Origin of the sequence: Geobacillus thermoleovorans (assembly GCF_001610955.1) — a bacterium.
Taxonomy (GTDB): domain Bacteria; phylum Bacillota; class Bacilli; order Bacillales; family Anoxybacillaceae; genus Geobacillus; species Geobacillus thermoleovorans.
The window spans coordinates 2903865-2918492 of record NZ_CP014335.1 but is presented as its reverse complement, the minus strand read 5'-3'; the positions used below and the strand labels follow the sequence as shown (position 1 = coordinate 2918492).

Here is a 14628-nt window from a genome sequence, read left to right as displayed (position 1 = left end):
GAATGGCAGTGCAACCAAAAGTGCTTCATTATATCAATGGGCAGTTTGTGGAAGGGGCAGCCGGTGCGTATTTCGACAACATCAATCCGTTTACGAACGGGACGATCAACCAGATAGCCGAGGGGAGGAAAGAAGACATCGACGCAGCGGTCCGGGCGGCGAAGGAGGCGTTTGATCACGGGCCGTGGCGGACAATGCCGGTCGAACGGCGCCTTCGTTACCTTTTCCGCATTGCTGACTTGATTGAGCAGTATGCGGACGACATCGCCTATTTAGAGGCGCTTGACACCGGCATTCCGATCAGCCAGGCGAAAAAGCAAGCCGCCCGCGCGGCGGAAAACTTCCGCTTTTACGCGGAAATGGTGAAGACGCGCCTTGTCGGCGAGGCGTACCATGTGAATGGTCAGTTTTTAAACTATACCGTTTATAAACCAGTCGGCGTCGCCGGGCTCATTACGCCGTGGAATACGCCGTTTATGCTGGAAACGTGGAAGGTGGCTCCCGCGCTGGCGACCGGCAACACCGTTGTCTTGAAGCCGGCCGAATGGTCGCCGTTGACGGCGAATAAACTGGCGGAAATCATCGATGAAGCCGGGCTGCCTCGCGGGGTGTTCAACGTCGTGCACGGGTTTGGCGAAACGGCGGGCGCCGCATTGGTTGCCCACCCGGATGTGCGCCTCATCTCGTTTACCGGCGAGACGACGACCGGCATGGAAATTATCCGCAACAGCGCCGCAACGTTGAAAAAAACATCGATGGAGCTCGGCGGCAAGTCGCCGCTCATTGTGTTCGCCGATGCGGATCTCGAACGGGCGCTCGATGCGGCGGTTTGGGGCGTGTTTTCGCTCAATGGCGAACGGTGCACGGCCAACTCGCGGCTGCTGCTCGAGCAGTCGATTTACGACGAATTTGTCGCCCGGCTCAAAGAGCGCGTCGACCGCATCGTCATCGGCGATCCCATGGCTCCAGCGACCGAGCTTGGCCCGCTCATTCACCGTGCTCACTGGGAGCGGGTGAACCGCTATATTGACATCGCCAAGCAAGAAGGGGCGGACGTCTATGCCCCCAGCGTTCCAACAGGGTTGGAAAAAGGCAATTTTGTGCCGCCAACGTTGCTGCTTGGTTGCCATAACGGCATGAGGGTGGCGCAGGAAGAGATTTTCGGACCGGTCATGGCGGTCATGTCCTTTGCGGATGAAGAAGAGGCGATACGGCTGGCGAACGATGTGAAATACGGGCTGGCGGCATACGTCTGGACGAACGATATGAAGCGCGGCCACCGCGTCGCCCAAGCGATCGAAAGCGGGATGGCGTGGGTCAACTCGCCGAACGTCCGCGATTTGCGCATCCCGTTTGGCGGGACGAAATACAGCGGCATCGGCCGCGAAGGTGGGCATTACAGCTTTGATTTCTATACGGAAGTGCAAGTCGTCCACGTCGCGGTCGGCGACCCGCCGATCCCTTCGTTCGGCAAGGCGAAGCCGCCTTCCGCTTTGTCTGCAGAACAGAAATAACAGCTGGTCAACATATATTATGTGATATATGATAGATGTATGGAAACGAAAGCGAAAAACAAAACCCAATTGGCTTACGAGTATATTCTTTCCCGCATTGAAAACGGCGTCTATGGCCCGGGATACCGCGTCGTCATCGACCAAATCGCCCGCGAGCTTGGACTCAGCAGCATCCCGGTGCGCGAGGCGATCCGCCAGCTCGAGGCGGAAGGGCTTGTCGAATTTAAGCCGTATACAGGCGCCGTTGTGAGCAACATCAACGAGAAAGAATATATCGAGACGCTGTCGGTGTTGGCTGTGCTGGAAGGCTATGCGACCGCGCTTGGCTCCGCCCATTTGACGAAGGAGGCGATCAACGAGCTTGAGCGGTTGAACGAATGGATGGAGCGGGCGCTTGAAGAGCTGGAGCTGGAACGGTTCAGCGAGCTGAACTATGAATTTCATTCCTTGATTTACGCCCATTGCGGCAACGCCTACCTCGAAGAGCAAATCAAGCAAATTTGGCAGCGGATGAAGCGCATCCGCGCCTACGGCTTCACCTTTGTGCCGCAGCGGGCGAAAGCATCGATCGAAGAACATAGAGAGATCATCCGTCTGTTGCGTGAACAGGCGCCGCCGCATGAAATCGAACAATACGTTCGTCAACACAAAATCAACACCGCCGAAGCGTTTAAGCGGCGGCGCTGATCTTCTTCCGCCGGGTGGAGGCCTGGCGGGAGAACGATGATTTGAAAGCGTTGTCAATATAAAAGGGGGGCAAAAAAAGATGAAAAAAGGAATGTCTCTATTGATGGCGGCATTGTTGCTCATTTTCCTTGCCGCCTGTGGGAAGACGGCGACATCGGGAGGAGAGGATGAAATCAAAATTGGCGCCATTTTTTCGGCTTCCGGCGGGGCGGCCCCGCTTGGCAAACCGGAGATGGAGACGGTCAAAATGCTCGTTGAGCAATGGAACAAGCAAGGCGGCATTGATGGAAAGAAAATCAAGCTGATTGCCTATGATGACAAGTCCAACCAAAATGAGGCCGTATTATCCACGAAAAAACTCATCGAACAAGACAAAGTCACTGCCATTATTGGCGGCACGATCAGCGGCAACTCCTTAGCCATGATTCCACTCATTGAAAAAGCAGGCATTCCGTACATTTCCCTCGCCGCAAGCAAACAAATCGTCAATCCAAGCGATGGATCCTCACGTCATTGGACATTTAAAACCGCTCAAGGGGACAATATCGTCATCCAGAAGCTGCTTGGTTTTTTAAAAGAGAAAGGATGGACGAACGTCGCCTGGCTGAACGTCGCCAATGCATACGGAACGAGCGGGCATGAAGAGTTTGTGCATTATGCCCCGGAATATGGGGTGAAAGCCGTCATCGAAGAGGAGTTTGAGGCGACGGTCGATGATGCGAAAGCGATGTTGACAAAGGTGAAAAAAGCGAATCCGCAAGCCATTATCGTATGGGGAACAGCGCAGGAATCGGCGGTCGTCACGAAAAACATCCGCCAGTTGGGCATTGAGGCGCCGATTGTGGAAAGCCATGGCATCGGCACGAAAAGCTTTATTGACTTGGCCGGGGAGGCGGCCAACGGCGTATGGTTCCCTGCCGGGCGCATTTTAGTGGCCGATCAGCTTCCGGACAGCGACCCGCAAAAAGAAACGCTGCTAAAATACAAAGAACAGTTTGAGAAAGCGTACGGCTATGCCCCGACAACGTTTGGTGGACATGCGTGGGATGCGTTCCATTTGTTGGTCAATGCGATCAAGGAGGGCGGCGCGGATCAAGAGAAAATACGGTCGGCTCTGGAGAATACAAGAAAATTTATCGGCATTTCGGGCGTCTTCCATATGTCGAAAGACGACCATACAGGGCTTGACGCCGACAGTTTGGTGATGGTGCAAATTCAAGACGGCAAGTTTGTCCTTGCCGAGCAGTAAACAGGGAATGAGGTCGCTAATTCCCTTTTGTTCCACCTAACCGTTGAAGGAGGGACGGGGCATGGAAGCGTGGAGCCAGTTTGTGCAGCTGTTGTTTTCCGGGCTGACGGTCGGCAGCATTTACGCGTTGGTGGCGCTCGGGTTTGTCATTACGTACAGCGTGACCGGCATTTTAAATTTGGCTCAAGGCGATTTCGCTATGTTGGGGGCGTTGTTTTGCATTACGTTGGTCAATAACGGAGTGCCGTTTGCCGCGGCCATCGGTTTGAGCATGCTTGCGGTGATGGTCGTCGGTGGGCTGTTTGAGCGGCTGGCGATTCAGCCGGCGCGCCGTTCGCCTGTCGCGGTGCTCATTATCATTACGATCGGGGCGTCGTTTGTATTCCGCGGGATCGCCTTGCTTGTTTGGGGGACGGATCCGTACGCGCTGCGCCCCTTTACGGGCCATGGGGCGCTTGAGGTGTTTGGAGCGGTCATCCAATGGCAAAGCGTCTGGGCGATCGTCATTTCGCTCGCAAGTTTTGCCGCCTTGCATCTGTTTTTTCACCGAACATACATCGGCAAGGCGGTGGCGGCCTGCGTCATCAATCCGTTTGCCGCTCGGTTGATGGGGATTGACATCCGCAAAATGTCGCTTGGCGCGATTGCCGTCAGCGCCGGTCTTGGAGCGCTGGCGGGAATGGTCATCGCCCCGATTTCGGGCGCGTCTTATGATATGGGAATGATGATCGGGCTGAAGGCGTTCATCGCCGCTGTTGTCGGGGGATTGACGAACGCCCCGGCGGCGATCGCCGGTGCGTTTCTCGTCGGGCTGCTTGAATCATTTGCGGAAGGATACTTGTCCTCGGGGTACAAAGAAGCGATCAGCTTCGGGCTGCTATTGCTTGTTCTGTTTTTCATGCCAAACGGGCTGTTTGCCAAGATGACAGGAAAACGAGTGTAAGGGGGGCGGATGGATGGAGCACGGTCAACGAATGACGGATGGACGGAAACGATGGCTCTTGCTTGTTGGCGCAGCCGTCTGGCTCGGTCTCCCTTGGCTCGTCTTCGGCAATAACTACGTGCTAAGCACTCTGATTCTCATCGGGCTGTACGCGCTCGTAAGCACAGGGATGACGCTGTTGATGGGGTATGCGGGCCAAATTTCGCTCGGCCAGGCGGCGTTTTACGGCATCGGGGCTTATGCGTCCGCCTATTTGACCGCGCATGCGGGATGGCCGTCCTGGCTGGCGCTGGCTGCCGGCGCGGTTTTGGCTGCTTTGGTGGCGCTTGTGGTCGGCATTCCAGTTTTTCGGCTGCGTGAGCATTATTTGGCGTTGGCGACGTTAGGCTTTGGCGTCATTATGTTTACATTTTTCAAGGAATGGAAAGAGATCACGGGAGGGCTGAATGGTTTTTTTGGCATTCCGCCGATCCGTATAGCCGGGGTTCCGTTGCAAAGCGATCTCCAGTTTTACTACCTCGTTTCGTTGTTTGTTCTGGCCGGGTTATGGTTTGCCCATAATATTGTCCGCTCCCGGGTCGGAAGGGCGCTGCGGGCGATTCATGGAAGCGAGGTGGCAGCAAGCTCCCTTGGGGTGAACATTATGAAATACAAGCTGCAAATCTTTATGCTCAGCGCGGTCTACGCTTCGATTGCCGGGAGCTTATACGCCCATTACGTCACGTTTATCAATCCGGATTTATTCGGCATCGTCCCTTCGATTTACTTTTTAATCATGGTGGTCATTGGCGGGACAGCCAGCGTATGGGGAGGACTCATCGGCGCTGCCGTCTATGTCTGCTTAGGAGAATGGCTCAAAGCCGTTGTCCCGCTGTTGCTTCCGAATGCCGGCGGAGAGTTTGAAATTGTCTTTTTTGGCTTGTTGTTGGTGGTCATGTTGATTTATATGCCGAACGGGTTGACGGGTGTGATGCAAAAGAGGATGCGGCGCTTTTTGGAAATGGGCGGACGTCAAGAGAAGCAGATAGCCGCAGTTGAGGGGCATAAGGCGCGTTCGATCGGAGGGGAGCGGGGATGAGCGCAGTGTTGCTCGAAGTGGAGCAATTGTCCAAGTCATTTGGCGGCGTTCAGGCGGTGCAGAACGTGTCCTTTCACGTGAAAAAAGAAGAAATCGTCGCGGTGATCGGGCCGAACGGGGCAGGCAAAACGACCTTGTTCAATATGATCAGCGGCATTATTCCGCCGACGAGTGGTCTCGTTCGTTTTCAAGGAGCCATGGTCAGCGGCAAACAACCGCACGAGTTGGCGATGCTGGGAATGACAAGGACGTTTCAAAACTTGCAGCTGTTTTCTGATATGACGGTGTTGGAAAATGTGATGGTCGGATTTCATTCACGGTTGAAGAGCGGAATCCTCAGCGCCGGCTTTCGGCTGCCGCGTACGGTGAAAGAAGAAAGGCAAGCGCAGAAACAGGCGTTTTCCTGCCTCGAGCAGGTCGGTTTGGCCCATCTCGCCTGCAAGCGGGCAGGCACGCTGCCATATGGGATGCAGCGGCTCGTGGAAATCGCTCGGGCGGCTGTGTCTCGTCCTTCGCTCATTTTGCTTGACGAGCCGATGGCCGGGCTGAACCCGCAAGAATCAAAGCAGCTCGTTGATGTGTTGCTGGCGATGAGGGAACAAGGCTTTACCTTTTTGTTCGTGGAACATGATATGGAAACGGTGATGGCGATCGCCGACCGGATCGTCGTCCTCGATTATGGGAAAAAAATCGCCGAAGGGGCGCCGGAAGAGATTGCGCGGCATCCTGATGTCATCAAGGCGTATTTGGGAGAGGAGGCGGTCTGATGCTCGTGCTTCGCAACGTTCATGTCTACCACGGCCATTTGCACGTGTTAAAAGGGGTCAGTTTGCAAGTGGACGAAGGAAAAATCGTCACTGTTGTCGGCGCCAACGGGGCGGGCAAAAGCACGCTGCTCGGCACGATTGCCGGCGTCTACGCTCCAACCGAAGGGGAGATTCTTTTTGAACATAAACCGCTTCCATACGGAAAGGTGGAGCAAATTGTTGAAAAAGGCATTTGCCTTGTGCCGGAGAGGCGGCAAATTTTTGACAGCCTGTCCGTGAGGGATAACTTGCTGCTGGGGGCGTACCGCCGCCACCGCCGCGACGGACAGGAAGTGAAGCGCGACTATGAGCGGGTGCTTGAACTGTTCCCGAAACTGCAAACGATGCTCGACCGTCCGGGAGGACTATTAAGCGGCGGCGAACAGCAAATGCTGGCGATCGCCCGCGGGCTGATGGCGAGACCGAAGCTGCTCTTGCTTGACGAACCATCGTTAGGGCTGGCGCCGCTTGTGGTCAAGGAAGTGATGGGGATGCTGACACAGCTCTGCGATCAATTTCAGACGGCCATGATTCTTGTCGAGCAAAACGTGCGTGCCGCCCTGCAGACAGCGGATGAGGCGTATGTGTTGGAACGGGGAAGCATCGTGGTGCACGGGAAGGCCGCCGAGCTGCTTGCCGATGAGCGGGTGGCAGAGGCGTACCTTGGAGCGGCGGGCCGCCGATGACAGCCGTATATCGTCGTTGTTTCTTTCCTCTATTTCTGCTATGATGGGGGTAGATTTGACCCTCATTTCGGCATGAATGGGTCTCAGCCATAGAGGCAAGATGTCGGACGAAGCGCCCGTCGTGTGGAAACATCAAGAAGGGAAGCCGTCCAACCGCCAGCTGAAGGCGTAGGGCTGCTGGATGACGAAAAGGGAAGGATGGGAGAACCGTATGGATGATCGTACATTTCGCAGAGCCATGGGAAAATTTGCGACCGGCGTGACGGTCGTGACGACCGAATTTCAAGGGGAAGCGAAAGGAATGACGGCGAACGCGTTTATGTCCGTTTCGCTCGACCCGAAACTTGTCGTCGTCTCCATTGGTCACAAAGCGCGAATGCATGACATTGTCAAGCAAACGGGGAAATTTGCCGTCAACATTTTGCGGCGCGATCAAGAGGAGTTGTCGCGCTTGTTTGCCGGCCAGTTGAAAGAAGAACGCCATGTTTCGTTTGATTGGGTGAACGGCCATCCGATTTTGCCGGAGGCGTTGGCGAATATTTTATGCAACGTCCACAGCACGTACGTGGCCGGCGATCATACGCTTTACTTTGGGGAAGTGACCGATATTTTGATGAAAGACGAACCGGGCGACCCGCTCTTGTTTTTTGAAGGGAAGTACCGGAGCATTGGACAATAAGCGCCCTTGGATGGATCGGGGCCGCTATGTCGATGCGGGGACGACGCAACAGGCGGTTCAGCCCGTCATCTTGCGTCCCGGCCGTTTCCATGGCGCTATTAGAAAAGGTGTCCCGCTGTTTGGGACACCTTCGTTGTTATTTTTTCAATACATCGTGATCAACGTACCGTTCGCCGTTCAGTTCGCTGATGACGTTGATGGCGACTTTCGCCCCGTCACCCGCTGTGATGATCGTATGAACGCTGACGCCGGCCACCGTCCCCGCCGCCCAAATGCCGTCGATGTTCGTTTTGCCATTGGCGTCGACGTCAATCACCGTTTTAATGCGCGGCTCCGTGCCCGGTTTGGTGCGCAGGCCGATTTTTTCCGCCAGATCCGTGGCGACGCCGGTGGCGAAAATGACGTGTTTCGCCTCAAAGGAGCCGTTTTCCGTTTCGAGGCGGAAGCCGCCGTCCGTTTTTTGCACGTCTGTCACTTGCGTTTCCACCAATTCCGCGCCGAATTTCGCGGCTTGCCGTTTTCCTGTTTCGACCAATTCCGGGCCGCTGATTTCCGGAACACCGTAATGGTTTTCCACCCAAGCGCGCTTGGTCATGCCTTTGTCGCTGTCAAACAACACTGTTTTCTTTCCCGCTTTGGCGGCGAAGATCGCAGCGCTCGCTCCCGCCGGTCCAGCGCCGATGATGGCGATGTCGTACATCGTGACCGCCTCCTTGTTTTGAATATTGGCACTATCATTCATTACTTTATCACAAATGGAAAAAGGGTCCAAATGATCTGCTTTTTATTTATAATTGCTATCATTTTATATTTACTTTAAATAATTATGGGCGTATAATAGATACCAAACACGCAGCAAAGGGGAGGAAACGCGTGAATAAACCGGCCGTTTGTGAACAGTGCGGCCAGCCGTTGCGGCGGCTGAAACACTCACTGCTTTGCCAATGCGGGACGAAAATTGTGGTTCAAAAATCATATCGCTAAAAACGATTTCCTGTTTCTGTCGTATTCAACCGGCGAATGGCGCCGGTTTTTTTCTGTCCTCATTTGGGGTGGCGGCGAATATATAAAAGTAAAACCGCATTTTTCACAAGGGTTGGTGCCGCTGATGCACGACAAACGAGATTTGGGCGCCCGCTTGGCCGCTTTTTACCGAGGGATGGCGGAGTGGGTGGGACAAAAGCAGAAGTATTTTCCTCTTCCATCCCATGAAGAGAGCCGGGATCAGTTGCTTGCTTACTTATATATGAGGGAGCATATGCCGTCGGATTTGCATGAAGCGATGGAAGACGCCGGATGGCGGCTCGAGGGGCAAGAGGCTCATCTCATCGACGCGATCGAACAAGTTTTGGCATATTTGCGCACGCGGGTTGATGGCGGATGGGAGCTTCGAAAGATGACAAGAAAGGAAGCGAAACAGTTGCTTCATAAACGGGCGGAGGCAGTGTTCGGAAGCCCAAGTTCTGTTCGGCCGACACGCATTATGGTGACGATGGACGAGGCATGGGTGGATGAGCCGGGGCTGATCGAGCGGCTGCTTCTTTATGGCATGGACATTGCCCGCATCAACTGCGCCTACGGTTCTCCAGAAACGTGGGAGGCGCTCGTGGCCATCATTCGTCAAGCCGAGAAGCAGTTGGAGCAACAGCTGCAGGGGAGGCGATGCCGCATTTACATGGATCTGCCGGGGCCAAAAATCCGGGTCGACCGCTTGGCGGTCAACGCGGGGCCGATGAAGCTCTCTGTGAAGAAAAATCTATATGGAGAGCCAATGGAGCCGCTCTTCGGCCTCATTTCCTTCTCTTCTTCCCCGCCGCCGTCTCCGCTCCCCCGCGATGTTTCATTCTTGTGGCAGTTGACGGCTGAGGACGGAGCGACCGTCGAAGAAGGGGATGAACTGCTGTTTACCGATGTGCGCGGAAAAAAACGAAAACTTCGGGTCACGGAACAAATCGCGCCGTCTTGTTTTAAAGTTCTTCTTTCGCGGACGGCCTATGTGCAAAAAGGGATGAAACTGCGGCGCGGGTCGGCTTCCTTCACTCTATGTTCTGTTTTGTTCATTCCAATGAAAGCGTTTGTCACGGTCGGTACACCGCTGTATATTTATTTCGATGACGCTGCGTTTGCACAGGCGCAGAATGGATGCGGTGTGAAAATGACGACGACGTTGGCGAAAGCGTGGCGCAATGTGCGGGCGGGAGACCGCCTTTATTTGAACGACGGCCAAATTGCAGCGCGGGTCGTGAAAGTGCACGAGCGGCATGTAGAGGCCAAAGTCGTTGCCGATGGCGGAAAGCGAAAAGCGATTAAGCAAGGAACGGGCATCCATCTTCCCGATTCGTTTCTCCATTTGACGGTTCCGCCGCTCACCGACCGCGACCTTGAATGGATTCCGTTCATCGCGAGATGGGCGGATATCGTCGGGCTGTCGTTTGTTCAGGCCCCTCATGACCTGCGAAAGCTTTATCATTTGCTTGCCGAACAAGGGGCTGGTTCTCTCCCGGTGATCGCGAAAATCGAAACGCGGGCGGCGCTTCATAACTTCGTTCGCATCTTGCTTGAGGGATTGAAGTTTCCGGCGTTTGGTGTGATGATTGCGCGCGGCGATTTGGCCCTGGAGATTGGATTTGAACATCTTGCGGCCGCACAGAACGACGTTTTGGCGCTATGCCGGGCGGCTCACATCCCGGTCATTTGGGCGACGCAAGTGCTTGAACAAATGGCGAAAAAGGGAATTCCGTCGCGCGCGGAAATCTCGGATGTTTTTGTTGGAAAACAGGCGCAATGCATCATGTTGAACAAAGGAAGGCATATTGCGGAGGCGGTGCGCTTATTGTCGTCGTTGTTGGAAAAGGAGGAGAGGCAGAGTGGATCGCTGGCGATGCCGAAAACGGACGGCGAACGGATGAACCTGCTTAACTTGTGGGAGGATGAAGGGTGAGCGTTGGCCACTGCTTCCGCCGTCTGTTTGAGAAATGAGCCGCGCCAAAAAAGGAGTCCTGCTGTGTTAGGGGGCTCCATATTTTTTGTCTAAATGTAAACCTATATAAAAATAAAGTTGACAAATAAAAAACACATCAGGCACAATAGAAACAAATATTTGGAGAGGAGGGAAGATGTGCGAATCCATTCCTTTGTTTGGGCGGCATTTTTTGCCGCGTTGACGGCTGTTGGTGGGTGGATCAAAATTCCGGTGCCGTATGTGCCGTTTACGCTGCAAATCGCGGCGGTGTACTTGGCCGGCTGTCTGCTTGGCCCAAAAATCGGAGCGCTTAGCCAACTTCTATATGTCTTGATTGGGCTGGCGGGCGCGCCCGTGTTTGCGGAAGGAGGCGGGCTCGGTTATATTTGGAAGCCGACGTTTGGCTATTTGCTCGGTTTCATCGCCGGGGCGTATACGTGCGGCTTGCTTGTCCGCCGCTTTCAATGGACAAGAGCGAGAGACATATTGATGGCGAATGCAGCGGCATTGTTGGTCGTGTATGTGTTTGGCTGCGCGTGGCTGTACATAGCGATGAAATGGATCGCGGGGGCTCCGCTTTCCATCGGCCAAACGCTATGGTTCGGCTTTCTTCTCCCGGTGCCGGGAGATCTCGTGCTTTGCGCCGTTTGTTCGGTCATCGCGGCGCGCGTATGGCCGCGCGTCCGACCGATCATGATGACTCGAGGGATGGGGGGATAAGAGAATGGGGCAAGCCATTTTCATGACGGGAACAGGAACAGAAATCGGCAAAACGGTCGTCACTTCCATCGTGGCGTTGGCGCTGGAGCGGCTTGGGATGAGCGTAAGCGTGTTGAAACCGGTTCAGACTGGACTGGCCGAAGACGGGGTGTCGTTTGCCGAACAATATTGGTACGAACGAGTGGCGAAGCTTTCCGCATCAGAAGGCATGTACTATATGGAACCGGCGATGTCGCCGCATTTAGCGGCGAAGTTGACCGGCACGTCCATCGAACCAGAGAGGGTGGCCGAACGGTTGGAATGGTTGAAGCAGCGCTATGATGTGGTGCTCGTCGAAGGAGCGGGAGGGTTGGCCGTTCCGTGGTGTGAGCGCGACGGACGATTCTATATGACGAGTGATTTCCTTCGTGATTATCAGCTGCCGGCGATTCTCGTGTCGCTCTCAAGCCTTGGTGCGATTCATCACGCGGTGACGACGGCGGCGTATGCCGACGCGCAAGGCATTCGTCTGCTTGGCCTGATGTTTAATCAGTTTCAGGAACAAGAGATCATCCACCAAAACAATGTCGAAACGATCGCCGCCTTGCTTCGGCTGCCGGTGCTGGCGGTCGTGCCGCTCCTTCCTGCAGTCTCAAGGAGGGAACTGGAAACCCTAGCTCAGCATTGGATCGAACAAGGAAAGGCGAAACAACTGCTGGAGGTGCTTGGCGTTGGCGTATAGCTACGAGCAATTGGAACAGTGGGACAAGCAGTACGTCTGGCATCCATTTACGCAAATGAAGCAGTATGCCAAAGAACGCCCCTTGATCATTGAACGCGGGCAAGGAAGCTATTTGTACGATGTCGACGGCAACCGGTACTTGGACGGCTATGCGTCGCTATGGGTCAATGTCCACGGCCATAACGATCCGGAGCTGAATGCGGCGCTTCGCGAGCAATTGGAGAAAATTGCCCATTCGACATTGCTTGGTTCGGCGAATGTGCCGTCGATTTTGTTGGCCAAACGGCTGCTTGAATATTGGCCGCACATGTCAAAAGTGTTTTATTCCGATACCGGGGCGGCGGCGGTGGAAATCGCGCTCAAGATCGCCTATCAGTATTGGAAAAACATCGACCCGGTCCAATATGCGAAGAAGAACAAGTTTGTCTCGTTGAAGGAAGCGTACCACGGCGATACGGTCGGGGCGGTGAGCGTTGGAGGCATGGAAACGTTCCACCGCATTTTTGCGCCGCTTTTGTTTGAGCGGATCGAAGTGCCGTCGCCGTACGTGTACCGTATGGACGAATACGGAAGCGAGCAGGAGATCGTCGGCTATTGTTTGCGTGAGCTGGAACGGGTGCTTGAGGAGCAGCACGATCAAATCGCCGCGGTTGTCATCGAGCCGCTTGTGCAAGGAGCGGCGGGGATCATCGTCCATCCGCGCGGGTTTTTAAAAGGAGTGGAAAGGCTTTGCCGCCGGTATGGGGTGCTCTTCATTTGCGACGAGGTCGCCGTCGGCTTTGGCCGCGCCGGCACGATGTTCGCTTGTGAGCAGGAAGAGGTGAAGCCTGATCTTGTCTGCCTTGGGAAAGGGATTACTGGAGGATATTTGCCGCTCGCGGCCACACTGGTCACGGAAGAGATTTATGCGGCATTTCTCGGCGATGTGGACGAAGACAAAACGTTTTACCACGGCCATACGTATACGGGGAATCAGCTCACTTGTTCCGTTGCGCTGAAAAACATTGAGCTCATCGAAAAACGCGGCTTGATTGACAGCGTAAAGCGGAAGGCGCGCCGGCTGGCCGAATGGCTTGAGCGGTTGTATGAAATTCCAATTGTTGGCGACATCCGGCAAAAAGGCTTGATGTGCGGCATTGAAATCGTGAAAGACCGAAGAACGAAAGAAGTGTTTCCGCGCGCGGCCATGGTGGAGCACCGGATCATCCTTGAGGCGCGCCGGAGGGGGCTTGTCATCCGTCCGCTCGGCCCGGTGTTGACGTTCATACCAGTTCTTTCGATGAGCGAAGACGAAATGGCTGAGGCGGTGCGCATTTTGTTCGATTCGCTTGCCTGTTTGTACGAACAGGCGCGCGCAGAGCTTCTATAAGCGGGGGCGGCGGACAGCCGCCTGCTTTTGTTTTTCGAATATACTGGGAATAAAAGAAAATAGTTTCCTTTAATGAGAATATCTTGTAGAAAGAGACCTTCCTTTGCATTCACGGATCGATGATTTGGAAGAAATCGCCGTTTTTCACCAGCCTTCTAGGTACTGGCCTAAGCAGTGGGCGTTTTTCCTGCATACAGTGGGACTAAAGCAAGCGGAAGGGGGGAAGCAAGATGAGCCATCTCCAAGTGGCGGATGAGCGCATTTGGCGGCCATGGGGCTGGTGGTTTTGGCGGCCGCGCCCGTTTTTCTTCGGCGCTCCGTTTTTTGTCGCTCCATTTTTCGGCGGCTTTTTAGGCGGTTTGCTCGGGAGCGCATTGGTTCCGCCGTTTTTCTATCCGTGGTGGTATGGCCCCATTTGGTGGTGAGAAACCGGCAAGGGTTGGGCGGACGGCCCACCCTCTTTTCTTGTTGTTGCATATGAATAAAGTGTAGCATTCTAGCTTTGGGGAAAGGAGAAGGAACGATGCTATTTCCAGGATTGTTGTTTGGAGCCCCATTTGTCGGCGGCTTCTTGGGTGGACTGCTCGGCGGCGCGTTGGCTCCGCGTCCGTTTTACCCGTACCCGCCGTATCCGCCGTATCCAGGCTGGTGGTATTGATCGTCTATTCATGAAAGAATAAGCATCCCTGTGGAACAAGAAGGGGTGCTTATTCAATGATCCCGGTGTCGCGGATGCGGACGTCCGCTGTTTGCAGCATGCTCCATACCGATTCGGATGGCGCTGCCATCCCTTTCTCCCCTTTCTGCGCCCTGTCTTCTTAACGGATGGAGAAAGAGGATGTCCTTCTGCCGTTCGGACATCCCCTCGTTTTGTTATTGCATGGCATTTCGTTGATAAGGGAGCTGATTCGTATACCCTTGGAACTGCTGGTACGTTTGCTGAAGCTTTTGCGGATCGGCGGCTTCAAGCTTGTACCATCCTTTTTTGAACATCAAATTGTACAAGTCGCGCTGACAGTTTTGCGTTTCGGTGAAAATATTCATCATATCTTGATATAACGGTTGGTTGCTCGCTTCATGCAAAAAGACGCTGTACGACAAGGTCATGTATTTTTCCGTCGTCAACATGTCGTTTAGAAAATCGCGCTCGTTCATTTGCGGCGTTTTCGGCACTTGCATCTCCGGATTTTGCACTTGTTTTGTGTTCATGCGGC

The 14628-nt window shown here is 54.4% G+C and carries 16 protein-coding genes; 14 read left to right on the top strand and 2 right to left on the bottom strand.

Annotation, left to right across the window (positions count from 1 at the left end; translation table 11 throughout):
* Positions 1 to 2 precede the first annotated feature (2 nt).
* The 8 genes from hpaE to GT3570_RS14735 all read left to right on the top strand — a co-directional run bounded on the left by hpaE (position 3) and on the right by GT3570_RS14735 (position 7642).
* Entirely contained in the window at positions 3 to 1514 is a 1512-nt protein-coding gene (gene hpaE / locus GT3570_RS14770) for a 5-carboxymethyl-2-hydroxymuconate semialdehyde dehydrogenase (protein ID WP_011232498.1), read from the top strand.
* 39 nt (positions 1515 to 1553) lie between these two features.
* The gene (locus tag GT3570_RS14765; protein WP_011232497.1) at positions 1554 to 2201 is read left to right on the top strand and encodes a GntR family transcriptional regulator; all 648 of its coding nucleotides are present in this window, start codon (positions 1554 to 1556) and stop codon (positions 2199 to 2201) included.
* Positions 2202 to 2280: 79 nt separating this feature from the next.
* The gene (locus tag GT3570_RS14760; protein ID WP_011232496.1) at positions 2281 to 3450 is read left to right on the top strand and encodes an ABC transporter substrate-binding protein; all 1170 of its coding nucleotides are present in this window, start codon (positions 2281 to 2283) and stop codon (positions 3448 to 3450) included.
* A gap of 61 nt (positions 3451 to 3511) precedes the next feature.
* Positions 3512 to 4393 carry a branched-chain amino acid ABC transporter permease gene (locus tag GT3570_RS14755; RefSeq protein ID WP_062898912.1) on the top strand — a complete coding sequence of 294 codons (882 nt, stop codon included), beginning with the start codon at positions 3512 to 3514 and terminating at the stop codon, positions 4391 to 4393.
* 13 nt (positions 4394 to 4406) lie between these two features.
* On the top strand, positions 4407 to 5471 hold the full coding sequence (locus tag GT3570_RS14750; protein ID WP_014196690.1) for a branched-chain amino acid ABC transporter permease: 1065 nt from the start codon (positions 4407 to 4409) through the stop codon (positions 5469 to 5471).
* Positions 5468 to 6238, top strand: coding sequence for an ABC transporter ATP-binding protein (locus GT3570_RS14745; RefSeq protein ID WP_011232493.1), 771 nt, complete (start codon positions 5468 to 5470; stop codon positions 6236 to 6238). The genes GT3570_RS14750 and GT3570_RS14745 overlap by 4 nt, the downstream gene beginning before the upstream one ends.
* Complete coding sequence (locus tag GT3570_RS14740) at positions 6238 to 6963, top strand: ABC transporter ATP-binding protein (RefSeq protein WP_011232492.1); 726 nt, start codon at positions 6238 to 6240, stop codon at positions 6961 to 6963. The genes GT3570_RS14745 and GT3570_RS14740 overlap by 1 nt, the downstream gene beginning before the upstream one ends.
* A 211-nt stretch (positions 6964 to 7174) precedes the next feature.
* Positions 7175 to 7642, top strand: coding sequence for a flavin reductase family protein (locus GT3570_RS14735; RefSeq protein WP_011232491.1), 468 nt, complete (start codon positions 7175 to 7177; stop codon positions 7640 to 7642).
* 136 nt (positions 7643 to 7778) lie between these two features.
* Here the strand turns inward: GT3570_RS14735 and GT3570_RS14730 are convergent, their stop codons facing one another.
* Positions 7779 to 8342 carry an FAD-dependent oxidoreductase gene (locus GT3570_RS14730; RefSeq protein ID WP_011232490.1) on the bottom strand — a complete coding sequence of 188 codons (564 nt, stop codon included), beginning with the start codon at positions 8340 to 8342 and terminating at the stop codon, positions 7779 to 7781.
* Positions 8343 to 8750: 408 nt separating this feature from the next.
* Here GT3570_RS14730 and GT3570_RS14725 point away from each other — a divergent pair, with 408 nt between their 5' ends.
* From GT3570_RS14725 to GT3570_RS19195, 6 genes are all read left to right on the top strand, one after another.
* Complete coding sequence (locus GT3570_RS14725; protein WP_231293749.1) at positions 8751 to 10583, top strand: pyruvate kinase; 1833 nt, start codon at positions 8751 to 8753, stop codon at positions 10581 to 10583.
* A gap of 177 nt (positions 10584 to 10760) precedes the next feature.
* Positions 10761 to 11324 carry a biotin transporter BioY gene (locus GT3570_RS14720; RefSeq protein WP_011232488.1) on the top strand — a complete coding sequence of 188 codons (564 nt, stop codon included), beginning with the start codon at positions 10761 to 10763 and terminating at the stop codon, positions 11322 to 11324.
* Between the two features lie 4 nt (positions 11325 to 11328).
* Positions 11329 to 12045: a dethiobiotin synthase gene (bioD, locus tag GT3570_RS14715; RefSeq protein WP_011232487.1), complete on the top strand. Its 717-nt coding sequence runs from the start codon at positions 11329 to 11331 to the stop codon at positions 12043 to 12045.
* Positions 12035 to 13414 (top strand): adenosylmethionine--8-amino-7-oxononanoate transaminase, encoded by a 1380-nt coding sequence (gene bioA / locus GT3570_RS14710; protein ID WP_062898911.1) that lies wholly within the window; start codon positions 12035 to 12037, stop codon positions 13412 to 13414. Before bioD ends, bioA begins: the two co-directional genes overlap by 11 nt.
* Positions 13415 to 13644: 230 nt before the next feature.
* Entirely contained in the window at positions 13645 to 13839 is a 195-nt protein-coding gene (locus GT3570_RS14705) for a hypothetical protein (RefSeq protein ID WP_021321762.1), read from the top strand.
* A gap of 98 nt (positions 13840 to 13937) precedes the next feature.
* A complete protein-coding gene (locus tag GT3570_RS19195) occupies positions 13938 to 14072 on the top strand; it encodes a hypothetical protein (RefSeq protein WP_011232483.1) in 135 nt (44 codons plus the stop codon).
* Positions 14073 to 14287: 215 nt separating this feature from the next.
* Here GT3570_RS19195 and GT3570_RS14700 read toward each other — a convergent pair whose 3' ends face one another.
* Positions 14288 to 14623, bottom strand: coding sequence for a spore coat protein (locus tag GT3570_RS14700; protein WP_011232482.1), 336 nt, complete (start codon positions 14621 to 14623; stop codon positions 14288 to 14290).
* Positions 14624 to 14628: the final 5 nt, after the last annotated feature.